Genomic DNA, 22,398 nt, shown 5'->3' on the forward strand with positions numbered 1-22,398 from the left:
CGGTCCCCGGAGCCCTTCCCCGTGCAGTCTTTCTGGTTACTGCTATCCACGTTTCTCACGACGCTCACCTATGCGCTCGTGAAGCTCGCGCCGGAGGGGACCGCGTTTTATGACATTTTTCTTGTCCGCTCCGCCTTCATGGCGCTTGTGATCCTTGTGATCGCGGCGGTCTCAAAGACGAGCCTCAAAACCCGCCACCCCGGGCTTCAGTGTTTCCGGATTCTCTGCGGCGTCACCGCGCTCTGCGTGAATATCATCGCGGTGCAGCATATGTCGGTCGTCCTCTTTCAGACGCTCGTCTTCACCGCGCCGCTCTTTGTCGCGGCGTTCGGGATGGCGCGCGGCGTCCTTCTGAAGCGCTTCCCGGATCCGGGGCTGCTGCTCACGATCGCGGCTGGGTTTATCGGGGTGTTGCTTGTGATGCGCCCTGGCGGCGCTGACGGGTCACTCCCCTTTATCGCGCTTGGGCTCTTTTCCGGGCTCTGCTCCGCCGCGACCGGTCTTACGCTCCGGAAACTTGGGTCTCTCGGAGAACCCATCATTCGGACCGTCACTTGGTTCGCGATCGGGTGCCTCGCGGCCGGGATCGTCATGTTCAGTCTCTTCTCCGCGGAATCCGCGCTGTCTCTCTTCACCGAACCTGTGATGCTCGCGATCGGACTCACGACGGTCGGAAGCCAGCTCGCGCAGACTCAGGGCTGGGGCCACGGAAAACCGCTTCTCTCGGCGTCCCTTCAATTCTCCGCGGTGCCGTTTGCCGCGCTCCTCGGGTGGGCGATCACGTCTGATACCCCGCAGGCGCTCACCTGGGCCGGGATCGCGCTTATCACCGCGGCGGAGCTCGCATCCGGCCTCATCCAGTACCGGCTCATGAGCCGGAAACCCACCGTCATTCACCACACGCCGCTCTGACGCCGGAAGCCCTGAAACAGAACGCTTCTCTCCACCAGTAAAACGCGGACAAAAAAGGGGCTCCTTCCTGGGATGGGACTGGAAGGAGCCCTTCAAATTTGCTGCTCTTTACTGCTAAGGAGAGATGACTCTTAGTGGTCTAATTTCAGAACTTGTGGACGAGACCCGCGGTCACGCCGTAGTTATAGGCGGAGCCAACGGTGGTCGCGGCGAAGTCGTCATACTTGTCGTGCATGTAGCCAGCGCCGGCGTAGACGAGGGTCCGCTTGGAGAGCGAATAGTCGTAGCCGAGGGACACCGTGTAGCGCTTCAGTTTGCCGGCGGTGGCGTCTGAATGATCGGCGTCCATGTAGCCCACCGCGGCGTAGAACTTGCCGCCGAAAGCCGGAGCCGTCGCGCCGAGGTTGATGCCCCAGCCGTCTTTGGCGGTGGAGTTGCCGAAGACCGCGGCGCCTGAAACCGTGTCGTTAATCGCGGCCTTGCCGAGGTAACGCATATCCTTGAAGTACTGGCCGGCGAGGAACACCTTCGCGACATTGAAGTCGTAGGCGACACTCAGGTTCGCGGTGTAGCCCGCGTCATCCGGTGTATTCGCGTAGTGATACGTATCGACCACGCCGATCGTGCTGAAAGCGCCCTTCATGTAGCGGGCACCGATCGCGCCGTAGCGGGTGGTGGATCCGGTGTTTTCACGCCCCGTCGGGGTTTCGGACTTCATATCAATGCCGCCCGAATACTGCAGATGCAGGTCAAAGCCGTTCCAGGTCGGGGTGGAGTAGTTGATGACGTTATCAAAGCGCGCGAACTTGCCCGCGAACACGGCGTTGTGGCCATAGACGATGCCCCAGCCGGTGCTGAACGCGGAGAACTTCCCGCCCATGATGCTGGAAGACCCGGTGGAACCGGTGAGCTGCGTGAGGCGGCCGAACCGGAGGGTACCGAAATTCGTGTTCTTCGCGTAGAGGGACGCCTCACGGCCGAAGATCCGGTTGTCGTCCGACTCCGTACCGGTGTCGCTCGAGAAACCATTCTCAAGGATGAAGCCGACGGACGTCGTATCCGTAATCTTCTCCTCACCCTTCAAACCAAAGCGGCTCCCGAGGTAGTTGCCGCTATCCATCTGAACCGTGTCAGTGGACTTACCCGGGGCGGTCTTCTGATGCGTATAGGAAAGACCGGTATTCACGATGCCGTACAGCGTGACGGTCGGGGTCTCCGCGAAGGCGGAGCCGCAGAAAAACGCGGAAGCAATGGCCGCAGCGGCCGCAGTTTGCATGAAGCGCATGATGACTCTCTTCTCTTGAATGTTTTGGTGGTGGTTGCTGCTACACCCCGGCGGGTCCCTGGTTCTCTCCTAAGGTATCCCGCCGAAGTATCTCTATTATGCACCCGAATTAGGACTATGGGCTTAGGGCTTAGGGCTAACCTGCATACCGGCGATGTGGCCGAACACAAGGAGGTCCGTGAGGGCGTTGCGGCCAAGGCGATTGCCGCCGTGGACGCCGCCCGTGATTTCACCCGCGGCGTAGAGACCGGGGATCACGCGGCCCTTTTCGTCGAGCACCTGAGTCTTCTCATTGATCCGGAGACCGCCCATCGTGTGATGGATCGTCGTCGTGATCGGGACGCTGTAGAACGGAGCCTTGTCGACCGGCATGCCGATCAGGATCTTCGGCACCGGAAGCGACTTCGTGTTCTGGGTGCGGGAGGCCTCGTTATAGGCCGCCATCGTCTTCGCGAATTCGGCCTGGTTGATGCCGGCCGCCTTCGCGAGGTCAGAAAGGGTATCCGCCTTATAGGCGTAGCCGTGGCCGAGCGCGATCTGCATCAGGTCGTCACGCACTTTCTTCTGATCAATGGTCTTCTGATCGAAGATCGCGTAGACCACCTGGCCAGGCTGCGCGAGGATCCCGTGCGAGATGTCATCACGCCGCCCCGTCTCATCCACAAACCGGTCGCCGTTCACGTTGACGTAGGGGGTGTCAGAGGGCCGCCCCGCGATCGCGGATTCGAGTTCGCCGTTCTTCGGATTCCCATGCGGATGGATCTGAATCCACTTCATGCCGGTGAGTCCAGCCCCGACCTTCACGGCTTCTTCCAGCACCTCACCCGTGGTGCCAGGCTGGTTAGAGGTCGCGATCACGTTGATGTTGTTGTACTTCTTCACCATCTTGAGATTCGCGCCGTAGCCGCCCGCGGCGAGAATCACGTTTTTGCCATTGAAGGCCTGATTCTTGCCGTTCTTATCAACGGCGATCACACCCGTGACACGGCCGTCCTTCCCACGCACGATCTGCGTCACTTTCATCTGCGTGTAGATATGGCCGCCCGCCTTCGTCACCTTATCCGCGAGCGGCGAAATGTAGGCGTCGTAGGTCGAGATCGGGGTCTTCCCGTCCGCCTGACGGGGCCACTGGCCGCGGGGATAAATGCCGCCGATACCTACGTCCACCCAGTGGCGCGGCACGTGGTACCACTTCATATCGGACTGCTTCTCAAGCCACTCCATCGCGGCCGTCGCGTTCCGGGTCATCGTGAGAACGAGTTTCGGGTCGTTATGGCAGTCACCGCCTTCAAGCGTCTGAAGGGCGAAGAGTTCAGGAGAATCGAAGATGTACTTCTTGCCGGCGGCGTCATGCGCCTTCAGCTGATCTTTCACAGTCTTCTGAAGTTCAGCCACTTCCTTCGTGCAGGGCTTCTGATCGGTGTACTTCTTCACGATGTCGCGGACCGCCGGGGTCATCGGAAGGAGCTTCTCGGGTTCCGGATCCATCGCGGACATGTTGCCTTCAGAGCGCGCCGTGTTCCCGCCGATCATCGCCATTTTTTCAAGGACGATCACCTTCGCGCCGCCATGCACCGCGGTCGCGGCTGCCACCATGCCGGCTCCGCCGCCGCCAACGACGATCACGTCGGCCGAATGCACAAGCGTCTGCGCCGCGGCGGACTGCTTCCTGATCGCCTTGCGGTCGAGCATCGCGCGGTCCGCGCCCGCCTTCACGAGCGCTTCGCGGATCCCTTTCCGGAGCGCCTGCGATGTGATCGAGGCACCCGAGACGTTATCCACCTGCGCGGTCTGACCCGCGACCACCGCTTCCGGAATGCTCTTCACGGCAAGCGACCCGATCCCAGGGGTTTCTTTCTGATCGGTCACGCGGACGCTCTCAATCTTCGTCGCGCTCACCTTCACTTCGACCGTGATATTGCCGTTACGGCCCTGGACCGTCGACGTGTAGGTGCCGGCCGTCATCGCGGAGGCGCTCCCCGCGGTAAGGACTCCGGCCGCGACGACGAGCGCCGCGATCCGCTTCAGCGTTTTCGGTTCGCTGAAATTCTGAATGGCTGTCATTTCTTCTTTTCTCCTTTGGTTGTCTGAGGCAAAGGAGCGTTTCCTCTCAACCGCTCCCGCCTTTTCTATGGTTCGGAAAAAATTCTAGGGATCGGCTCCCTCTCTGAAAATCCGTTAATCTTCTCTTCTCAATGTCAGAAATCGAAGTGACTCCATGTCAGAAAAAACGGTACTGAAGAAAAAGGGAGTGTCAGAACGGGAGACGGACACCGCGGCCGGAGCCCTCCCCGCCTATGTCCGGGGGATCGACGCGGAGTCGCTCTACTTCTTTCTCACGCTCTACCGCGCGGGGTCGCTCCCGCGGGCCGCGGAGCAGATGGGGGTGAGCCTCTCATCCGCGAACCGGATGCTCGCGAAGCTGAGGACGTACTGGAACGACCCTCTTTTTACGAGAAGCGGGTTCCTGATGCAGCCAACCGAAAGCGCGAAGAAGCGCTACGCCCGCGTCCTCGGTCTGATGAACACCCTGGAAGACCTCCAGCATGAGGACCGGATTGATCCGCTGCATCTGAAGCGCACCGTGCGGCTCGCGACGTACGACAACGCCTTTACGCTCGGGATCGCGTCGGTATTTTCAGAGTTTGAGAAGCGCCTGCCGCTCGTCCGCTTCCACGTGACGCAGGCGGACGAACATTTGTTTGATGATCTCCGGGCGAATCGGCTGGATCTCGTTTTCTTCGCGCGCCAGGGACTGCACCCGCAGCTCCGCTCCATTCCGCTCGTCACGGAACCCTATGTCTGCGTTGTGCGGAAGGGGCATCCATTAACAAAAAAGGCTGTGAAATTCGGGAGCCTTGATAAGGCGGATCTCGATCCCTGGCGTCAGGTGCTGATCAACGCGCAGCCGGACCGCTACCGCGCCCCGAATAGCCCCGCGAACGGGTGGTTCAACCCGACGGATCCCGAGAAAATCGCGCTTGTGGTGCCCTTTTTCCTCTCGGTGCCGCTCTGCCTCTATGAAACGGATTGCTATGCGATCGTCCCGAAGGCGACCGCGGAGATGGCGTTTGACGGGAGGAAACTCGATTTCCTCCCGATCACGGATAAGGCCCCGAAACTCACGGTCTACATGGGGTGGCATGTGAGAACGCACACCGACCCCGGCATGCAGATCATCCGATCAACACTCAAGGAACTCGTCTCCGGGAAGCTGGGGCAGGAGAAGTAAAACCGGAAAAGAAAGCCTCGATGGAGCGGGTGACATCCATCCCGACCCTCGATTTTCCGAATAACTGTTTATTTCGCGCGGTCAATCCGGTTCACGAAATCGCGGATTTCTTTGAGTGAATCGATTGACTCCTGGAGTTCCGGGAGGCAGAGCGCGAAGTCGTGTGACATCCCGGGGTACACGGTGAGGGTCGTCAGGACGCCCGCTTCCCCCGCTTTCCTCGCAAGATCCTCGATTTCAGAGAGAAACACTTCATAGCTGCCCGCCTGAATGAGCATCGGAGGAAGCCCCCGGAGATCGGCGTTCACGGGGGAGAGACGGGGATCATCCACCGGCAGTTTCCCGGCGTAGGCGGCCTCAACCACGGGGCCGCTGAACGGCGTCCCCTCTCCGAGAATCAGGTCCTTCTTAAAGTTCGTGACGCGTGACACGCGGCTTGTTCCCATATCGGTCCAGGGGGACTGAAGGATCAGCGCCGCGGGCTGCGGAAGCCCCTTTTCTTTCAGCGCGAGAGCGAGTTCCAGCGCGAGATTTCCGCCCGCCGAATCGCCGACCACGATGATGTCGGACGGCCTGGCACCGGAAGCCAGAATCCCGCGGTACGCGGCAAGCGCTTCTTCCAGCACCGCGGGGTAAACGGCCTCGGGGGCGACCCGGTAGTCGAGCGAATAGACCGTCCGGGCGCCGATCAGTTTCCCCTGCGTCAACGCCGTGATGCGGTAGAGGTCATCGAGCTTCTGCACATACGCGCCGCCATGCAGCTGCAGGAGGATACGGTTCGTTTTCGCGGCCGGATAGTCATAGCGCTCGAGATCCGCCTCACCCGCCTTCAGCATCTGCTTCTCCCACCCGTCCGTGACGGAAAACGTGATCTTCACCTTCCCGGATCGAAGGTCATGCATCCGACCGCTGATATAAGTCTGCTGCGCCGCCCCGGTGAGGATTTTGCCGTCTGACGGGAGGTCAAAGGCCCCCGCCCAGGCAAAGGACGACATGAGGGACGCGCAGAGAGCGAAAACCGCGGCTTTCGCGAAACGATTCATCAAACGCATGGATATTCCTTCAAACGAGGCTGTCTCCGGACGGAGAGACGGCGGGGGTAAGTCAAGAGCTTTCTCTTTACATAGTAGGAAAACTAATACCAATCCGAGGAAAAAGAAACTTTTTTAAGGAGTCGCCTGGCGGCCCGCTGGGGTTTTCTTTCTGAAAGAGAGACCGGCATTTCCTCTCTTCCGATCACGGAAAAGACAGGGAAGCGCTCAGGATTCGCGGAGGGGATGCACACAAACCACCCCGGTCCCGGCTTCTTCATCTCCCCCCGACCCCTGCTGAAACCGGTGTCCCGGAGCCCGGGGCCCCCTGAGCGTGTAAAGAGGAAATATCTCTTTTGACGCAGGGCAAACGGAATTTCTGATCTACGGGGGGAGCTCCGGGTTAAGCCTTCCGCATCAGGCTGATTTTTGTATAATTCACGTCACTTGCTTCCCGCCACCATTCTCGCGGGGAGCGGGTATGTAACACTGGAAGACAGAATGGGGCTGCGTTTTTGCTCTCCTGCATGCATCTAGTTTCGAACAACCTCTCTTCAAGGCTGTCCCGCGACAAGACGCATTCTGGATTGCGGACAGACTTAAAGAGTTTTCGCTTGAACCAAGGTGAAGGCATGACTCACGACGCAACCCGTATTTACGCCGCGGCGGTTCCGCCCGGTCACATTTCCCGGATTCACTTCCGTCCGGTCACTGAAGTTTCCGCCGTTTCAACCCGACTGAATGCCTCCTGCGCCGCCGCGCGGTGTCTGCGTATGGGTTTCGAGCTCGCCTGAGTCTCGGTTCAAAAAAGTTTTTTCTTTTTCTCAAAAACACTTTTTCGGTTGAAACAGAAATGCTGGAAAGCTTTGGTGTCATGAATGCCGGGCTTTATGCCCTCGGAGCTCTCGCTCTCGCTCTCGCGCTCGTGCTCGCGCCGGGTCCGAATTCTATTTTCGTTTTCAAGACCTCGATTCAGTACGGGTCGAAGCCCGCGTTCCACGCGGCACTCGCGGTGTTCCTCGGGGACGCTGCCCTGATCTTCCTCGCGTACCTCGGGGTCGCGGCGGCGCTCGCCTCGCACCCGATGCTTTTCGCGGCGGTCCGGATCGCGGGCGCGGCGTACCTCGCGTACCTCGGGCTCTCGGTGCTGATTTCCACGTACCGCGGGAAAAAGGCCGGAAACGCGAAACCGGAAACGCTACCGGACTCCGTGAAGCCCTTCCGCACGGCGCTGGTGCTGTCGCTTACGAACCCGAAAGCGATTCTCTTCTACGTCGCGTTCTTTTCTCAGTTCATCAACCCGGGGTTTGACCGCACCTGGATCCCGTACCTCGTGATGGCGTCGATCCTTGAAGCGTTCAGCATCTGCTGGATGTCGACACTCGCGCTCTCCGGAGCCGCGATCCAGCGCTTTGTGAGCGGCAGCCCCCTGATGTCGAAAGTCGGAAACACGCTCCTCGGGAGTCTGTTCCTTGGGTTCGCGGGGAAGCTCGCGGCGCTCTGATTGGTTTTGTTGTTTGTCTTTTCTTTTTTGTTTTTGTTGTATTTAAGTCTATTGGGTGGACTTCTCCCGGCGGCTCATCAGAGCCTCCGGGATTTTTTTGCGCCCGGTTCCGGAGGCAGCCGGATCTGAGAACCCAAGAATGAGAAAAAGCGTCGGCCGGGAGCCAATCCGGCGCATAATCGCCTGAAAACCGACTGATAAAACCTGAGATGGAAGACCTGAAAGACTATCCGCGCCTGATTCCGACAAAGTTCGATGAAGAGGCGTATGAACTGATCAAGCTCCACTGCCCGTTCTGCGGGGCGGAGGCGAAGGACGGCTGCCGGCATCGGCTGCTGGTCCTTGGGGACACGTATTTTGAAGCGCTGTCCCCTGAATTCATCGCCTTTACCCGGCGGCTCTTTGGGTTTAAGGACGATGAGGAATTGACGCTTGGCACCCTCATCCCGATCCGGCTCTGGGGCACGGTGAAGCAAAATGAAGACATGGCGCTCGCCGCCGCCTACGCGATCAATCGGGTGCTTCCAAACGGCGACGCCGTGGCGTTCTTCCGGATCCGGAGCCGGGCGAGGCACGAAACCCGGTCCGCCGCCTTTATTTCGGACCGCGGTCTCGCGGAACTTCGGAAAGCACTCCGATGAAACCCCGTCACACGGTCAAAAAAAGAGAGTCCGTTTACACACCGGACTCTCTCTTTTTGCGGCTGACGGAAATACCCTTCACCCCGCCCGGGCGAAGAGGACGTTAAGCCCGAGAAGGCAGTAAATCGCGGCTGACGCGTTTTTCGTGCGGCGGGCGGCGGTGGCGCTGCGCTCCAAGAGTTTCTTTAACGCGGCCCCGGCCGCGACGAGCACAAGGCACCAGAGCGTCCCCGTCACGAAGAACGTGAGCCCGAGGAGCAGGAACGGAAGCGGCCCGTAGGTGTTCGTGGGGGACACAAAGGCCGGCATGAAGGCAAGGAAAAAGAGCGCCACTTTCGGGTTCAGGGCGTTCGTGAGGAACCCCTGCAGGTACGCGCCCCAGAGCCCGGTCTTTTTCGGTTCCGCGCTTTCCGTCGGAATGAAACTCCCCTTCTCCCGGAATGTCTTGATCCCGAGCCAGAGGAGGTACGCCGCTCCGGCGAGCTTCACGGCGAAAAACGCCTTCGGGCTCGCGGCAAGCACGGCGGAAAGCCCGAGCGCGACGAGCGTCGTATGAAAGAGGACGCCTGTCGAGATCCCAAACACCGACGCGACCCCGACCCGCTTCCCTTCCGCGGCGCTTCGCGTCAAGACATAGACGGAATCCACCCCCGGGAGCATATTGAGGAGCACTCCAGCCGCGAGGAACCCGGCGTAATTTTCAATGCCAAACATAAAGTGGGAATCTCAAAAGAATAAAAAAGACAGTCCGGACCCTGACGATCCTTCCGATAATTGAGATTCTATGCGCCAAAAAAGTCAGAAATAGCGTTTCATTCGCAGAAAATATCAATTTATTGCGCAAAAATCTTTTCTGACACCGAATTCCCCTTTTATAAGGAAACGTACCCGGAGTTTTTTAAACAGATACGGTTAAGCGGCGCTCACGGAAGTGAATACTTTTCTGGAAATCGTATGAAAACGGTGCTATAACGACGGTGTTCCGGCGGGCGGCCTCCGCGTTTTAAGCTCTTCTTCTGGTGATCGCTCCGGGCTCCCGTCCGGAAATTCCGTTTTCTTTCCCTCCCATTCCGTCACTTAAGGAGACCTCCCGTCATGCGACTCCGCGCTCTTGCCACAGCTGCCGCCATTGCCCTCACCGCTCTTCCCGCCTACGCGCATTTCGGTGTGCTGATGCCGGGATCAGAGCTCGTGAACCGCCCGAAGACGCCGCTCGAACTCACGCTCGCGTTCTGCCACCCGGTGGAACAGAACGGCATGAATCTCGCGAAGCCGGAAGCGTTTGACGTGTGGCAGAACGGGAAGAAGACGTCGCTTCTGAATACGCTTAAAGAAACCCAGGTCCTGAAGCACGAGGCGTGGAAGTCCACCTTCACGGTGACGCGCCCAGGGACGTACTCGTTCGCCTTCACGCCGAAGCCCTACTGGGAACCCGCGGAAGATAAGTTCATCGTCCACTACACGAAGGTCGTGGTGGGCGCGATGGGGGACGAAGAGGGCTGGGAGAAGCCGCTCGGGCTCCCGGCTGAAATCGTGCCGCTCACCCGCCCCTTCGCGAACTGGGCCGGAGCCGAGTTCCGGGGCCGTGTTCTCTTTGACGGGAAGCCCGCTCCTGAAGGGACGCCGATCGAGATCGAGTTCTGGAACGGCTCAAAAGCGAAGCTCCCGAACGATTATCTGATTACACTTCAGGCCGTGACCGGCGCGAACGGTGAATTCGCTTTCACCGCCCCGTTTGCCGGCTGGTGGGGATTCGCCGCGCTGGGTGACGCCCCGAAGATGGCAAAGGACGGCAAGATGAAGGACGTGGAGCGGGGCGCTGTGCTCTGGACTCACTTCACGAGGGTTCCGTCCCAGCTCGCGAAGTAACGCGCGTAAAACCTTTTCCGATTAGGGAAGCTCGAAGAAATGCATATCGCTGAAGGCGTACTTTCCGCCCCTGTCCTCATTACGGGTGCCGTCGTGGCAGCCGGTGCCGTGGCTTACGGTCTTAAGAAACTCGATCCCCGGCAGGTGATGATGGCGGCGATTCTCGGCGCGGCGTTCTTTGTCGCTTCCCTGATCCACATCCCGGTGGGACCGAGTTCGGTGCACTTATTGCTGAACGGGCTTCTCGGGGTGCTGCTTGGCTGGAGCGCGGTCCCGGTGATCTTTGTGGGGCTGCTCCTGCAGGCGATCCTCTACGGTTTCGGCGGTCTCACGGTGCTTGGGGTCAACACCGCGACGATGGGGCTCGGGGCGGTGCTGAGTTGGTATATCTTCGGCGGGCTCCTCTCCGTCCTTAAGCCGCTTGGCGCGAAGAAAGCGGCGGCGGTCTCGGGGTTCGTCTCCGGTGCCTGCGGTGTCGCGATCGCCGCGGTCCTCACCGCGCTCGCGCTCGCGTTTACGGACGAAGGATTTAAGGCGTCCGCCGTGATGCTGCTTGCCGCTCACCTCCCCGTGATGCTGATTGAGGGAATCGTGACCGCGGTCGCGGTGTCCTTTATCGCCCGTGTCCGCCCGGCGCTGCTCCCTGAAACCACGCGCCTCAAGCTCGCCGGGATGATTCCGCCCGCCGAGTAGCGCATAGCGGAATAACGAATTTATTTAGATTTAGTTATTTTCTACAAAGGTCCTTTGCTGTGAAACCGATTCTGAAGCACACCGCCGCGCTTGCCGCTCTTCTTACCCTGTCGTTCTCGGCCGCGGCGCACCGCGTGAATCTTTTCGCGTGGAGTGAAGGAAACGCCGTCCAGGTGGAGTCGAAATTCAGTGACTCGACCCCGGTGAAGGGCGGAAAACTCACCGTCACCGATACGGCGACCGGAAAGGTGCTCGCATCCGGGAAAACGTCTGACACCGGTACCTGGCGCTTCACACTCCCCGCGGGCTACCGCTCGGAAAAGGGCGTCACGGTCGCGGTCGCCGCGGGTGAAGGCCACGCCGCCACCTGGGAAATGACTCCGTCGGATCTCCCGAAGACGGTGACCGCCGCCCCGGCTCCGAAACCCGAACCCGCGGCGAAGCCCGCGGTGAAATCAGAACCCAAAGCTGAAGCGAAGCCCGCGGCCACGAAGGCCCCGGTGAAAGCGGAAGCGAAAGCTCCGGTGAAGGCTGCCGCTCCGGCCGCCAAGCCGACCGCTCAGCAGGTCGAAAACGCCACGGTCCCCGTGGAACCCGGTCTCACAAAGGACGAAATCACGCTGATCGCCCAGTCCGCGGTGGAAGAGAAGGTCGCGCCGCTGCGTCAGAAGATCGCTGAGCTCTCGAACCCGAACCCCTCCGCGAAAGACGTGATCGGGGGGCTTGGCTGGATCTTCGGTATCGCGGGTGCCGCGGCGCTCGGCTACAAGAAGGGCAAGGAAAAGGGCGAAGCGGAAGGCAATAAAAAGGACAACGCCGCATGACCACCGACGGCCCCGCTTCCTCTGTCCGCCACACGGATCCGAAAACCCGGTTCCTCGCGGCCGCGCTCATCTCTTTCTCCGTCGCCTTCGCGACCGGCATTCCGGCCGCGATCGCGGCGGTTTTGCTGTCTCTCGTTCTCATCGCGCTTTTCCGCCCGAACGCGAAAGAATTGAAGAAGCGGCTCCTCGCCGCGAACGCCTTCATTCTCTTCCTCTGGGTCTTTACGCCGTTCACGACGCCGGGAACGCCGGTGTGGTCGATCGGGCCGCTTACGGCGACAGACGCCGGTGTGCGCCTCTCGCTCCTCGTGACGCTTAAATGCAACGCGATCATCGCGTCGCTTTTTTCGCTTACCGCCGGGCTCACGCTTTCTGAATCCGCGATGGCGCTGCAGAAACTCGGCCTCCCCCCGAAACTCGTGATGCTTCTCCTCTTCACGGGGCGCTATATCGAGTCGTTCTCGCAGGAATATAAGCGGCTCCGGGACGCCGCGCGGCTCCGCGGCTTCGCCCCGAAAACAACGCTTTTCACGTATCGCGTCTACGCGACCCTCATGGGGCAGCTTTTCGTCCGAGCCTTTGACCGGGCGGAGCGGACGGGGGAGGCGATGCGGCTCCGGGGGTTTGACGGCGTGAACCTCCGGTGCCTCGAATGGGCCGGTACGTCAGACGCGCGGCAGAACCTTGCATTAATATCGTTTGCCGTGCTTGAAATCGCGATTCTCGCGTCACTTATGATTCTGCGGCCGTTCTGAAACAAAGAGCCGCTGATCCCTTGGACTGCTGATTAAATGACTGCCTCTGCCCCTATTTTTGAACTTCGGAATCTCGCGTTTTCGTGGCCGGACGCCATGGGAAACGCCGGCCGGGGGAAGCCGGTTTTCCGGGATCTCAACTTTTCACTCACGGACTCCGAAAAAATCGGCCTCTATGGACCGAATGGCTGCGGAAAGACGACGCTCCTCAAGCTCATCACGGGGCTCCTCACGCCTCAAGCTGGTGACGTGTGTTTCGAGGGAACCCCGGTGAAAACGGAAGCGGAATTCCGGAGCCTTCGCTGCGCAGTCGGCTACGTGCTTCAGAACGCCGAGGATCAGCTTTTCTTCCCCGAGGTGATTGAGGATGTGTCGTTCGGCCCGCTGAATCTCGGCCGCAGCCAGGCAGAGGCTCTGAAAGACGCCGAGGAGACGCTGGAAACCCTCGGGCTCTCCGCTTTCGCGCACCGGTCAAGCGACCGGCTTTCAGGCGGCGAAAAGAAGCTCGTCTCGATCGCGACCGTGCTCGCGATGAAGCCGCGCGCGCTGCTCCTCGATGAACCGACCACCGGTTTGGATGAAAAAGCGCGTGAGCAGCTGATCCACGTCCTCAAACTCATTAACCTCCCCCGGATCGTGGTGTCGCATGACTGGGACTTCCTCATGGAGGTCTCGGACACCTTCGCGACGATTGAGTCGAAACCAGAGGGCGGTCAGGTCGTCGCCTGCGGGAAACCGGAAACCCATATCCACCGCCACACGCATCCGGGCGGCTTTGAGCACCATAATCACGAAGAGTGAGTTTGGAGCTCATCGGATAAACGAAAGGCGCTTCATCTGAAGCGCCTTTCTTGTTTCTGGAACGATCCTGTCAGTCCTCGATCGGCGTGATCGTCCTCCGCACGCAGTCGATAAAGGCCTGCGCGGCTTTCGAGAGATACCGGTCCTCGCGCCAGAAGACGGAGAAGTCAAGCTCGGGAGATTTCCCGGCGATCGTGAAGAACACGACACCCGTCGGTTTCTGATTCCGGACCACCGCGTCCGGAATGAAGGAAAGCCCCACCCCCTCTCGCACAAAGGAACTGACGGCCGCGACGGTCTCCGTTTCCACAACGGGGTTCGGATGGACACCGGTCTCCTGCACCAGCTGATCGAAGTAAAGCCGCATCACCTGCTCTTTATTCAGAATGATGAAGGGCTCACCCTCCAATTCCTTGAAGCTCACTTCCGGGAACGGGGGCTCGAAGGGGTCGCCCTTTTTCGCGCGTTTCGCGAGCCTGTGCCCCTCGGGGACCGCAAGCAGAATCTTTTCCCGCTCCACCTTGAACCCGGTGAGACCGGGGCTCTTCAGCGTACTCGCGAGAAACGCGCAGTCCACTTCGCCGTTGGTCACCGCTTCCGCCAATTGCCCCGACGTGAATTCCCGGATCTGGATCCGGACCCCCGGGGCCTCACGCCTGAACGCGGGGAGGATGTGAGTCAGCACCGCGACTGTCCGGTTCTGCGTCGACCCGATCACGACTTCCCCGGATTTCACATCCCGCCGGTCCTCGTAATAGTGCTTCCGCTCTTCCTCAATCGCGTCGATCCGGCGTTCCGTCTCAACGAAATACTTCCCTTCCTCAGTGAGTGTCCAGGGCGACTTCGAGCGGTCAAAAATCGGGCAGCCGAGTGTGTCCTCGAGCCGCTTCACGTACTGCGAAAGCGAGGGCTGCGACACGAAGAGCCGCCTCGACGCGCTTCGGATCGAACCGCTTTCCAGAATCGCTTCAATATGCATCAGAGCTCGGCGCACGGGGCTTTCTCCATAGAATTAACTTTTATGTTTATTTTAACAGTCAGAAATAATATTAGATTATATAGGGTGATTTATGTAGTATTTATCTCTGTTCTACCAGAATAGAACGGAATCATTTTTCTCCGGCAGGGTCAGTTTTCTGCCGGATTTTTCTTGCCCGGAACTTTCTGATCCTGCCGTCCGGGGTTCCCGGCTCACGCCTGTCGCACTTTTTCACGTTTTTTTAACGGCGAATTATCACTTCAAGTGCAAAGCCTGAGAAAAGAATAGTGGCCCATAAAGCTTCCATAATAGAGATTGTCAAGATAACTATAGAGGGAGCTCATGAGCCACTATCATCATCTTACTCTTCGGGACAGAGTATTTATTTCGGCTTTAACGATTTCAGGCAAATCCCTGTCTGAAATTGCATGTGCGATTGGGAAAAATGTTTCTACGATCTCCCGCGAACTGAAGCGAAACAAGGCTGTATCGGCCCAGGATGGGGCTTCAGCTGCCTATGATCCCTGTGCCGCGCAGGCCCGATATCAGAGACAGAGAAAGCATTGCGGAAAGAGAAACATTCTGAAGTCTGACTCGTTGCTGACAAGGATTGTCTCAAATCTGCTGGTTAAGAAATTCTGGTCTCCGGAGCAGATTCAATACCGTCTCAGAAAGGAGCTGCCGAATCTAAGGATCAGCGCCACGACAATCTACCGAGGAATCAATTCTGGCTTTCTGGATCGCTTTGTGGATGGCCGAAAGATGTCCCGACACCTGCGACACCACGGTAAAACGCGTCACCGTAAAGGCATGACCGAGAGGCGAGGAAAGATCCAGATCACTCACAGCATTGAAGAGCGACCCCTGGAAGCTCAGAACAGATCTCGCCTGGGGGATTGGGAAGGCGATACCGTCATCGGAAAAAAGGGCGGAGCCTGCCTCACGACTCTGGTCGATAGGAAGTCCGGCTTTCTCTGTGGCGGGAAAACCGCTTCCAAGACTGCGGCCGATGTGTCTGCCGTAATTGAGAAATCTCTGTCAGATAAGGATCTGCGTACGATTACCGTAGATCGCGGAAAAGAATTTTCCTGGGCTGAAAAACTGGAGAAAGATCTCAGAACCAAAGTGTATTTCTGCTTGCCTCATCATCCATGGGAGAAAGGGAGGGTGTGTAATTTTTTGTGGGCGGCTCGTTCAAGGTTAATCGATGTAGGGGGTGATTCGGTCACCAAATAGCACAACCAATTCTCTCATAGCGGCACTCCAGTATGGAGAAGGCCGCACCCATCTTTTCTCTACTTTCCGGATTGCCAGAAAGAGAAGTTTCAAAGCAGCCGTTTCAGTAGGGAAAGCAGCTCGGGTCTTAATTACTTTTCTTAGATCCCGATTAAGGCTCTCTATGGCATTGGTTGTATAAATAAGTCTGCGGATATTTGGGGAAAAATCAAAGAAGGGGATCACCTTATCCCAGGAATCGATCCACTGTTTGGCGATGTAAGGGTATCTGAGCCCCAGTTCCGACTGTGCAAAAGCGTCCAGTTCCTTCCGCGCATCAGCCGCGTTTACGGCCCGGTAAATGGGCTTCAGCGCGCCGGCTACGGCCTTGTAATCCTTATATCCGACGAATTTCAGACTGTTCCTGATCAGGTGAACAATGCAGGTCTGCAGCAGAGTGTTGGGAAAGGCAGCTTCAAGCGCCTCCTTCATTCCCTTGAGTCCGTCTGTGACAGCAATCAGAATATCAGACACCCCCCTGTTTTTGAGTTCAGTGAAGACCTTAAGCCAATATTTTGCGCTTTCGTTATCAGCGACCCACATCCCCAAAACTTCCTTGCGGCCCTGGGCGTTTACGCCCAAGGCAAGATGGACCGCTTTCGGGGTAACAATGCCATTATCACCTCGGATTTTGACTCGAATAGAGTCAAAGAAAACAGTTGTATAAAACGGATCCAGAGGACGGTTCTGCCATTTTTCAACCTCAGGAAGGATGGCGTCCGTAACATCGCTGATAAATTCGGCACTGGTCTCCATACCGTATTCATCATAGAGAAAGCCTTGAATTTCCCGGGTTGAGAGCCCTCTGGCGTACAAGGCCAGAACCTTGTCCTCAAACCCCGCCAGCTGGCGTTTATGCTTAGGAACGACCCTCGGCTCAAACTCTCCCTTGCGGTCTCTGGGTACGTCAATACGGATATTTCCAAGGCTGGACGATTTGAGGGTTTTCGAACTATGCCCGTTACGCTCATTTTCGGTGACACGTTTACCGCCTCTTTCGTAACCGAGATGATTGGTCATTTCACCGTCAAGCATTTGAGTCAGCAGCCGACCGAGCATATGGGCCATAAGATTTTCCGCATCCTCTGCGGTATTAATCTCAAGCCCGGATTTCTTGGCGTTTTCTAAAATCTGTCCTGCAACACTATCCAAGGGGTCTGTCTTTCGTTTCATTTGAGGCTCCTCCAAGAGCAATTATCTCAGAGTCACCCACAAAATTTTCCTCACCCTCGAGAAAGGAAGTAATGAAAATACAAACGGACTTCTTAGAGACTTTTTCCCAAAAGGAATGAGTATCGATAAAATTTCTCAGGCAGAAGTTCAGAAACGGTTCAATGCTCTGAATTTCAGACCCAGAAAACGTCTCAATTGGAAGTGTCCGGCTGAAGTCTTTTATTCAGTAACTTTGCACTTGATTTGATAATTCACCACGTTTAAAGATCAGCGGGGAACGGTGCCTGCAGTAGCATAAGCGGAAATCCATCATTGAATCCTTTTTCAGCCGCTATGCATGAACCGTTTAAACAGAGTCCCGTCGCGAAATGCACGCGTCGGGCGCTCTTCGGCGGCGCGATCGCGGGAGCCGTCGTGATGACGCCCGGCTGCTCCTTCGTGAACCGCTTTGGCGAGATCCCCGAGGGGAAGCTCGCGGAGAGTATCCATACGTCCCCCAACTGGATTGACGGGGAATTCCGTAACCAGCAGCCCACGTCCGTCATGGTCGGAAAGGACGGCTTTGTGGAAGCCTGGTGGAAGTTTCTCACGAATTCCACGCCGGATCTGAAACCCGCGGCGCCTCTCCCCTGCACGCACACCGATCTCTCAGCTCTCGATCCCAGCCGCGATATCGCGGTGTGGCTCGGGCACTCGGGGCTCTATTTCCAGCTCGCCGGTCTCCGGTTCCTCGTGGATCCGGTGTATTCGGCGTACGCGTCGCCGGTGTCGTTTATCAATAAAAGCTTTGAGTTCCGGGGCGGCTATCCCTTTACCGCGAAGACCACGCCTCCAATCGACCTTCTGATCCTCACGCACGACCACTGGGATCACCTCGACTGCGAGACGATCAAGGCGCTCGACCACAAGGTGAAGCGCTACGCGGTGCCGCTTGGCGTGAATTCGCATCTCCTCGCCTGGGGCATTAACCCGGATAAGATCCTCGTTTTCGACTGGTACGACGCCGCGCGGTTCACGGAACCGAAGCCTGAGGTGGTGCACCCGTTCCATAAACCGGAAAAGCGCCTGCAGCCCGCTGAATGGAAATCCGGCGCGCTTCAGGCCCGCGCGATCTACTTCTTCCCGTCCCGTCACTTCTCAGGCCGCACGCTGAAGCGCGATCAGACACTCTGGGGGTCTTACGTGATTGAGGCGGGCGGCAAGCGCCTGTACCTCTCGGGTGACGGCGGCAACGGCCCGCACTTCAAGGAAATCGGCGACCTCTTCCGCGATTCGGGTGGCTTCGATCTCGCCTTTATCGAGGACGGTCAGTACAACGCGGACTGGGCGGAAATCCATATGGCACCTGAAGGCTCCGTCAAAGCCGCGACCGAAGTCGGCGCGAAATCCGTGATCCCGATCCACAACTGCCGCTACGCGCTCGCGCGCCACGCCTGGTACGATCCGCTGGAGCGGATCCGGATGGCGTCTCACCTCGCGGACTGGAAGCTCCTCACGCCGAAGGTGGGGGACGTGGTCCCGATCGGGGATCTCACGATCGAGTTCCCGGCCTGGTGGCGCGACGTTCCGAAGAGCGCCTCCTCGTAAAGTTCCGCAAAGCCCCCGGTGAGCGGGGGTTCCAGCGCACATTTCCCGCCGATTCCCCGTGCCGGCGCGCCTTTCCCGTGATACGATTCGACGGAAAAAGGAGTCCGGCTTATGGATTGGTACGAAAAAGGAATGGGGGAACGGTTTTCGACGTTCCACGCGGTGCTGCTCGCCATCTGGCTCGCGGTGCTCGTCTGGTCCGGCATCAATCCGCATGACCGTCTCACGTGGTGGCTCGAATGTACGCCGGGGCTGATCGGCTTCGCGCTCCTCGCCCTCACCTGGGGGAAATTCCGCTTCTCACGCTTCTGCTACGCGCTGATCGCGATCCACTGCGTGATCCTCTTTATCGGCGCGAAGTACACGTATGCCGAAGTCCCGCTCTTCACGTGGCTTGAGGGGCCGCTTCACTTCGCGCGCAACAATTACGACAAGGTCGGTCATTTCGCTCAAGGGGCGTTCCCCGCGATCATCGCGCGGGAAATCATCCTCCGGACGCGCGCCGCCCGCTCCAAAGCCTGGGCCGCGTTTTTCTCGATTACGGTGTGTCTGTCGATCGCCGCGCTCTACGAAATTTTTGAGTGGGCAACCGCCGAAATCATTCACGAGGAAGCGGACGCGTTTCTCGGCACGCAGGGCGACCCCTGGGACACGCAGAAAGATATGGCGTGGTGTCTTGTGGGTGCGGTCTTCTCGATGCTCTTCTTAACGGGAATTCACGACCGCTCGATCAGGCGGCTCGTCTCGCGCCGAAACGAGTAAAACTTCTTTTCATCCCCTCCTCTCGGATCCCAACCCCGTTTAGAATGGTGCGCACGTTCGGGGTATCAGGACACGCGGTCTGTCACGAAAACGCGTTCCTGATTGAGAAACACCCGTGGAACCTGATGCGGCTGATACCGTCGGAGGGAAACGAATATGCAGCGGTGCGGGAGCCGGGACGCTTTCCGGAATTAAGAGAACTCCCGGAAGGCGTTCTTTTTGAGAGACGTCTCAAGACCCCACCCTGCATACCGGCTGTTATTCCCTCCGTCTTTCTCGCCGCCTATAAAGAGGACTAGGAGCTATGGATAGCCGGAAGATTGAAATTACAGAAGACACCCGCGACACGCGGCCGGATGAGAGCCTGATGGCGGGGCTTGATCCCCTGCCCGCGAGCCGCCGCATCTATGTTGAGGGGTCGCGCCCCGATATCCAGGTCCCGATGCGGGAAATCACGCTCGAGGATTCCAGCCTCCCCGAAGGGAAAACCGAAAAGAATCCCCCGATCTTTGTCTACGATACGGCGGGTGACTTCGGTGACCCCGCGAAAAAGGTCGATATCACGAAGGGCCTCCCGGCGCTTCGCGAGAAGTGGATCGAGGAACGAGCGGACACCGAGGTGCTCCCCGGTCTCACGAGCCAGTACGGCGTCGAGCGTGAGGAAGACCACTCAACGCTCTCCTACCGCTTCCACCGCACCCGTCCGGTGCTCGCCGCGAAACCCGGGAAAAAAATCACGCAGCTCGACTACGCCCGAGCCGGGATCGTGACCCCTGAAATGGAATTCGCCGCGATCCGCGAGAATCAGAACCGCGCGGCTTACGTGAAGAGCCTTGACGCGGTCTCGCCCCGCTCCCGCCGGATTCTCCTCGCGCAGCACGCGGGGACCCCGTTTGAAATGCAGATGCCGGAAACCGTGACCGGGGAATTTGTCCGGAAGGAGATCGCCGAGGGCCGCGCCGTGCTTCCCGCGAACATCAATCACCCGGAATCGGAACCGATGGTAATCGGCCGCAACTTCCTCACGAAGATCAACGCGAATATCGGTAACTCCGCCGTGAGCTCCGGGATTTCGGAAGAAGTGGAGAAGCTCCTCTGGTCGATCAAGTGGGGCGCGGACACCGTGATGGATCTCTCGACCGGGAAGAACATTCATGAGACGCGCGAGTGGATCATCCGCAATTCCCCGGTGCCGATCGGCACCGTGCCGCTCTATCAGACACTCGAAAAGGTGAAGGGCGACGCCTCAAAGCTCTCCTGGGAGGTTTACCGCGATACGCTGATCGAGCAGGCGGAGCAGGGCGTTGACTACTTCACGATCCACGCGGGTCTCCGCTTCAGCCATATTCCGCTGACGGTGGACCGCCTCACCGGCATCGTTTCCCGCGGCGGCTCGATCATGGCCGGCTGGTGCATCACGCATCACGCGGAAAACTTCCTCTACTCGCACTTTGACGAGATCTGCGACATCCTCGCGAAGTATGACGTCGCGGTGAGCCTTGGAGACGGTCTCCGCCCGGGCTCCATCTACGACGCGTGTGACGAGGCGCAGATCGCCGAACTCCGGACGCTCGGCGAACTCGCGAAGAAAGCCCGCGCGAAGGCCGTGCAGGTGATCATTGAAGGCCCCGGCCACGTCCCGATGCAGCGCGTGATGGAAAACGTCGAGGAAGAGATCGAAGCCTGCGACAGCGCCCCGTTCTACACCCTTGGACCGCTCGTCACGGACTGCGCCCCGGGCTACGACCACATCACGAGCGCGATCGGCGCCGCGATGATCGGCTGGCGCGGCACCGCGATGCTTTGCTACGTGACGCCGAAGGAGCACCTCGGTCTTCCGGACCGTGACGACGTGAAGGCCGGCATCATCGCCTATAAGATCGCCGCTCACGCCTCTGACCTCGCGAAGGGGCTCCCCGGCGCTCAGATCCGCGACAACGCGATGAGCAAGGCGCGATTCGAGTTCCGCTGGGAAGACCAGTTCAACATCGGCTTCGACCCCGAGACCGCGCATGCGATGCATGACGAAACGCTTCCGAAGGACAGCATGAAGAAAGCGCACTTCTGCTCGATGTGCGGCCCGAAATTCTGCTCCATGCGGATCAGCGAAGAAGTCCGTGAATGGGCGAAGAAGGAAGGAATGACCGGCAAAGCGGCCGAATAATGGGCGCTTTTCCTTAGAGTCTCTACGACAAAAACCTTATCCGAAATCAAAATTTTGACTTTTCAAAATCGCTCGGGTAAGGTTACTTATACGTTTTTACTTGTTACAGGAACTTTTCCAAATGTCTAACCAGCTGTTCATCGTTGACAGCATGTGCATGCGACTGACGCGGCTCTCCAGAGCTAAGGCGTCTCGTTCTGCACACCCGTTAGAAAGATAAGTTCCGCAGAACAGAGATTCAACTTAGACAGAGCCGCAAACAAAATTGCGGCTCTGTCTTTTTTTATACGTGTAAATCGAAAGGGAAGAAATAAAATGGCAAATCGTCTTACTATCAAGGGTCAGGTCACTATTCCGAAGGAAATCCGCGATTTCCTGAATCTCGCGAGCGGCAACCAGGTTGAGTTCCGCATCGCGGCTGACGGCTCCGTCACCCTCACCAAGGCGGAAACCCAGACGAAGAGCACCTTCGCCTCCCAGCCCCACGAACAGGCCGCCGCTCCCCGCAAGACCCGCCAGGGTATCGACGTTCTGAGCCTCCTCTCCGGTGTCTGCATCTAAGACCGGATCGAAAAGAGACTTTCGCGAATAGGAGCAGCCAAAATGAAGTGTCACAGTAAAACGATCGATTTCCGAATGTGCCTCAGCCTTGAAGCGATCTTCATGGCGTAGAGGGAACGGCACAAAACTTAAGAGTTCCCTCGTTACTTCCTTCAAAGATTTACGCTTCACTCCATTACCGCAACATCAGGTTTCTTCAATCTGATAAGCGCGTTTCAAGATAGACCCGCGGCCCCCTGAATCCATGCGCGCGATTCCGGATGCCTCCCGTCTGAATCAACAAAAAGACAGAGCTTCGATTGTGAGCTTTCGTCTCCCAAAAGTTCTGCAATAGAGCCACGAAAGCCTTC

19 protein-coding genes, 3 pseudogenes and 1 riboswitch are annotated in these 22,398 nt (G+C 58.3%); of the genes and pseudogenes, 16 read left to right on the top strand and 6 right to left on the bottom strand.

The features are described 5' to 3' along the window. Nucleotides 1-21: 21 nt before the first annotated feature. The gene (locus tag M4NBBH2_RS11350; protein ID WP_116271062.1) at nucleotides 22-912 is read left to right on the top strand and encodes a DMT family transporter; all 891 of its coding nucleotides are present in this window, start codon (nucleotides 22-24) and stop codon (nucleotides 910-912) included. A 145-nt stretch (nucleotides 913-1,057) separates the two neighbouring features. Here M4NBBH2_RS11350 and M4NBBH2_RS11355 read toward each other — a convergent pair whose 3' ends face one another. Both M4NBBH2_RS11355 and M4NBBH2_RS11360 read right to left on the bottom strand, forming a co-directional pair. Further along, entirely contained in the window at nucleotides 1,058-2,197 is a 1,140-nt protein-coding gene (locus tag M4NBBH2_RS11355; protein WP_116271063.1) for a porin, read from the bottom strand. 123 nt (nucleotides 2,198-2,320) lie between these two features. Then, nucleotides 2,321-4,261 carry a flavocytochrome c gene (locus M4NBBH2_RS11360; RefSeq protein ID WP_116271064.1) on the bottom strand — a complete coding sequence of 647 codons (1,941 nt, stop codon included), beginning with the start codon at nucleotides 4,259-4,261 and terminating at the stop codon, nucleotides 2,321-2,323. A gap of 154 nt (nucleotides 4,262-4,415) precedes the next feature. Between M4NBBH2_RS11360 and M4NBBH2_RS11365 the strand changes: the two genes are divergently transcribed. Further along, nucleotides 4,416-5,429 carry a LysR family transcriptional regulator gene (locus tag M4NBBH2_RS11365; protein ID WP_116271065.1) on the top strand — a complete coding sequence of 338 codons (1,014 nt, stop codon included), beginning with the start codon at nucleotides 4,416-4,418 and terminating at the stop codon, nucleotides 5,427-5,429. Between the two features lie 68 nt (nucleotides 5,430-5,497). Here the strand turns inward: M4NBBH2_RS11365 and M4NBBH2_RS11370 are convergent, their stop codons facing one another. After that, nucleotides 5,498-6,481 (bottom strand): alpha/beta hydrolase, encoded by a 984-nt coding sequence (locus M4NBBH2_RS11370; RefSeq protein WP_116271066.1) that lies wholly within the window; start codon nucleotides 6,479-6,481, stop codon nucleotides 5,498-5,500. A gap of 611 nt (nucleotides 6,482-7,092) precedes the next feature. Here M4NBBH2_RS11370 and M4NBBH2_RS11855 point away from each other — a divergent pair. From M4NBBH2_RS11855 to M4NBBH2_RS11380, 3 genes are all read left to right on the top strand, one after another. Continuing rightward, nucleotides 7,093-7,254, top strand: a complete 162-nt coding sequence (locus M4NBBH2_RS11855; protein WP_160117808.1) for a hypothetical protein — start codon at nucleotides 7,093-7,095, stop codon at nucleotides 7,252-7,254. A 59-nt stretch (nucleotides 7,255-7,313) separates the two neighbouring features. Next, nucleotides 7,314-7,964, top strand: coding sequence for a leucine efflux protein LeuE (leuE, locus tag M4NBBH2_RS11375; RefSeq protein ID WP_116271067.1), 651 nt, complete (start codon nucleotides 7,314-7,316; stop codon nucleotides 7,962-7,964). Nucleotides 7,965-8,173: 209 nt separating this feature from the next. Then, on the top strand, nucleotides 8,174-8,605 hold the full coding sequence (locus M4NBBH2_RS11380; protein WP_116271068.1) for a hypothetical protein: 432 nt from the start codon (nucleotides 8,174-8,176) through the stop codon (nucleotides 8,603-8,605). 78 nt (nucleotides 8,606-8,683) lie between these two features. Here the strand turns inward: M4NBBH2_RS11380 and M4NBBH2_RS11385 are convergent, their stop codons facing one another. Further along, the gene (locus M4NBBH2_RS11385; RefSeq protein WP_116271069.1) at nucleotides 8,684-9,319 is read right to left on the bottom strand and encodes a LysE family translocator; all 636 of its coding nucleotides are present in this window, start codon (nucleotides 9,317-9,319) and stop codon (nucleotides 8,684-8,686) included. A gap of 381 nt (nucleotides 9,320-9,700) precedes the next feature. Between M4NBBH2_RS11385 and M4NBBH2_RS11390 the strand changes: the two genes are divergently transcribed. Genes M4NBBH2_RS11390 through M4NBBH2_RS11410 form a run of 5 tightly spaced genes read left to right on the top strand, consistent with a single transcriptional unit; the run spans nucleotide 9,701 to nucleotide 13,547 of the window. Next, nucleotides 9,701-10,474, top strand: a complete 774-nt coding sequence (locus M4NBBH2_RS11390; protein ID WP_116271070.1) for a DUF4198 domain-containing protein — start codon at nucleotides 9,701-9,703, stop codon at nucleotides 10,472-10,474. 39 nt (nucleotides 10,475-10,513) lie between these two features. Beyond that, nucleotides 10,514-11,167, top strand: a complete 654-nt coding sequence (gene cbiM, locus M4NBBH2_RS11395) for a cobalt transporter CbiM (RefSeq protein ID WP_116271071.1) — start codon at nucleotides 10,514-10,516, stop codon at nucleotides 11,165-11,167. Between the two features lie 59 nt (nucleotides 11,168-11,226). Continuing rightward, nucleotides 11,227-11,991 carry a NikL family nickel/cobalt ECF transporter subunit gene (locus tag M4NBBH2_RS11400; protein WP_116271072.1) on the top strand — a complete coding sequence of 255 codons (765 nt, stop codon included), beginning with the start codon at nucleotides 11,227-11,229 and terminating at the stop codon, nucleotides 11,989-11,991. Further along, entirely contained in the window at nucleotides 11,988-12,746 is a 759-nt protein-coding gene (gene cbiQ, locus M4NBBH2_RS11405; RefSeq protein ID WP_116271073.1) for a cobalt ECF transporter T component CbiQ, read from the top strand. The genes M4NBBH2_RS11400 and cbiQ overlap by 4 nt, the downstream gene beginning before the upstream one ends. A 36-nt stretch (nucleotides 12,747-12,782) precedes the next feature. Further along, complete coding sequence (locus M4NBBH2_RS11410) at nucleotides 12,783-13,547, top strand: energy-coupling factor ABC transporter ATP-binding protein (protein WP_116271074.1); 765 nt, start codon at nucleotides 12,783-12,785, stop codon at nucleotides 13,545-13,547. Nucleotides 13,548-13,617: 70 nt separating this feature from the next. On the opposite strand, the gene M4NBBH2_RS11415 is transcribed toward M4NBBH2_RS11410, so the two are convergent. Next, nucleotides 13,618-14,541 (bottom strand): LysR family transcriptional regulator, encoded by a 924-nt coding sequence (locus M4NBBH2_RS11415; protein WP_118262010.1) that lies wholly within the window; start codon nucleotides 14,539-14,541, stop codon nucleotides 13,618-13,620. 327 nt (nucleotides 14,542-14,868) lie between these two features. Between M4NBBH2_RS11415 and M4NBBH2_RS11420 the strand changes: the two are divergent. Beyond that, a pseudogene (locus M4NBBH2_RS11420) lies at nucleotides 14,869-15,690 on the top strand (IS30 family transposase); the annotation flags it as partial. A 36-nt stretch (nucleotides 15,691-15,726) separates the two neighbouring features. On the opposite strand, the gene M4NBBH2_RS11425 reads toward M4NBBH2_RS11420, so the two are convergent. After that, a complete protein-coding gene (locus M4NBBH2_RS11425; protein ID WP_116269216.1) occupies nucleotides 15,727-16,974 on the bottom strand; it encodes an IS256 family transposase in 1,248 nt (415 codons plus the stop codon). 58 nt (nucleotides 16,975-17,032) lie between these two features. Here M4NBBH2_RS11425 and M4NBBH2_RS12400 point away from each other — a divergent pair. The 5 genes and pseudogenes from M4NBBH2_RS12400 to M4NBBH2_RS11445 form a co-directional block, all read left to right on the top strand. After that, nucleotides 17,033-17,221, top strand: a pseudogene (locus M4NBBH2_RS12400) (transposase); the annotation flags it as partial. 86 nt (nucleotides 17,222-17,307) lie between these two features. Beyond that, nucleotides 17,308-18,561 (top strand): MBL fold metallo-hydrolase, encoded by a 1,254-nt coding sequence (locus M4NBBH2_RS11430; RefSeq protein ID WP_116271077.1) that lies wholly within the window; start codon nucleotides 17,308-17,310, stop codon nucleotides 18,559-18,561. 111 nt (nucleotides 18,562-18,672) lie between these two features. Continuing rightward, a complete protein-coding gene (locus tag M4NBBH2_RS11435; protein WP_198290748.1) occupies nucleotides 18,673-19,323 on the top strand; it encodes a DUF2238 domain-containing protein in 651 nt (216 codons plus the stop codon). A 48-nt stretch (nucleotides 19,324-19,371) separates the two neighbouring features. Beyond that, nucleotides 19,372-19,489: riboswitch (TPP riboswitch) on the top strand. A gap of 201 nt (nucleotides 19,490-19,690) precedes the next feature. Next, a pseudogene (gene thiC / locus M4NBBH2_RS11440) lies at nucleotides 19,691-21,481 on the top strand (phosphomethylpyrimidine synthase ThiC); the annotation flags it as partial. A 321-nt stretch (nucleotides 21,482-21,802) separates the two neighbouring features. After that, entirely contained in the window at nucleotides 21,803-22,048 is a 246-nt protein-coding gene (locus M4NBBH2_RS11445) for an AbrB/MazE/SpoVT family DNA-binding domain-containing protein (RefSeq protein ID WP_116271078.1), read from the top strand. The last annotated feature ends 350 nt before the right edge of the window (nucleotides 22,049-22,398 follow it).

It is taken from the genome of Mesosutterella multiformis (assembly GCF_003402575.1).
GTDB lineage: Bacteria > Pseudomonadota > Gammaproteobacteria > Burkholderiales > Burkholderiaceae_F > Mesosutterella > Mesosutterella multiformis.

Bases quoted from the DNA above. Each gene is read 5' to 3' on its own strand.
- M4NBBH2_RS11355 (WP_116271063.1), bottom strand. From the start codon at position 2,197: ATGCGCTTCATGCAAACTGCGGCCGCTGCGGCCATTGCTTCCGCGTTT.
- M4NBBH2_RS11360 (WP_116271064.1), bottom strand. From the start codon at position 4,261: ATGACAGCCATTCAGAATTTCAGCGAACCGAAAACGCTGAAGCGGATC.
- M4NBBH2_RS11365 (WP_116271065.1), top strand. From the start codon at position 4,416: ATGTCAGAAAAAACGGTACTGAAGAAAAAGGGAGTGTCAGAACGGGAG.
- M4NBBH2_RS11370 (WP_116271066.1), bottom strand. From the start codon at position 6,481: ATGCGTTTGATGAATCGTTTCGCGAAAGCCGCGGTTTTCGCTCTCTGC.
- M4NBBH2_RS11855 (WP_160117808.1), top strand. From the start codon at position 7,093: ATGACTCACGACGCAACCCGTATTTACGCCGCGGCGGTTCCGCCCGGT.
- leuE (WP_116271067.1), top strand. From the start codon at position 7,314: ATGCTGGAAAGCTTTGGTGTCATGAATGCCGGGCTTTATGCCCTCGGA.
- M4NBBH2_RS11380 (WP_116271068.1), top strand. From the start codon at position 8,174: ATGGAAGACCTGAAAGACTATCCGCGCCTGATTCCGACAAAGTTCGAT.
- M4NBBH2_RS11385 (WP_116271069.1), bottom strand. From the start codon at position 9,319: ATGTTTGGCATTGAAAATTACGCCGGGTTCCTCGCGGCTGGAGTGCTC.
- M4NBBH2_RS11390 (WP_116271070.1), top strand. From the start codon at position 9,701: ATGCGACTCCGCGCTCTTGCCACAGCTGCCGCCATTGCCCTCACCGCT.
- cbiM (WP_116271071.1), top strand. From the start codon at position 10,514: ATGCATATCGCTGAAGGCGTACTTTCCGCCCCTGTCCTCATTACGGGT.
- cbiQ (WP_116271073.1), top strand. From the start codon at position 11,988: ATGACCACCGACGGCCCCGCTTCCTCTGTCCGCCACACGGATCCGAAA.
- M4NBBH2_RS11410 (WP_116271074.1), top strand. From the start codon at position 12,783: ATGACTGCCTCTGCCCCTATTTTTGAACTTCGGAATCTCGCGTTTTCG.
- M4NBBH2_RS11425 (WP_116269216.1), bottom strand. From the start codon at position 16,974: ATGAAACGAAAGACAGACCCCTTGGATAGTGTTGCAGGACAGATTTTA.
- M4NBBH2_RS11430 (WP_116271077.1), top strand. From the start codon at position 17,308: ATGCATGAACCGTTTAAACAGAGTCCCGTCGCGAAATGCACGCGTCGG.
- M4NBBH2_RS11435 (WP_198290748.1), top strand. From the start codon at position 18,673: ATGGATTGGTACGAAAAAGGAATGGGGGAACGGTTTTCGACGTTCCAC.
- M4NBBH2_RS11445 (WP_116271078.1), top strand. From the start codon at position 21,803: ATGGCAAATCGTCTTACTATCAAGGGTCAGGTCACTATTCCGAAGGAA.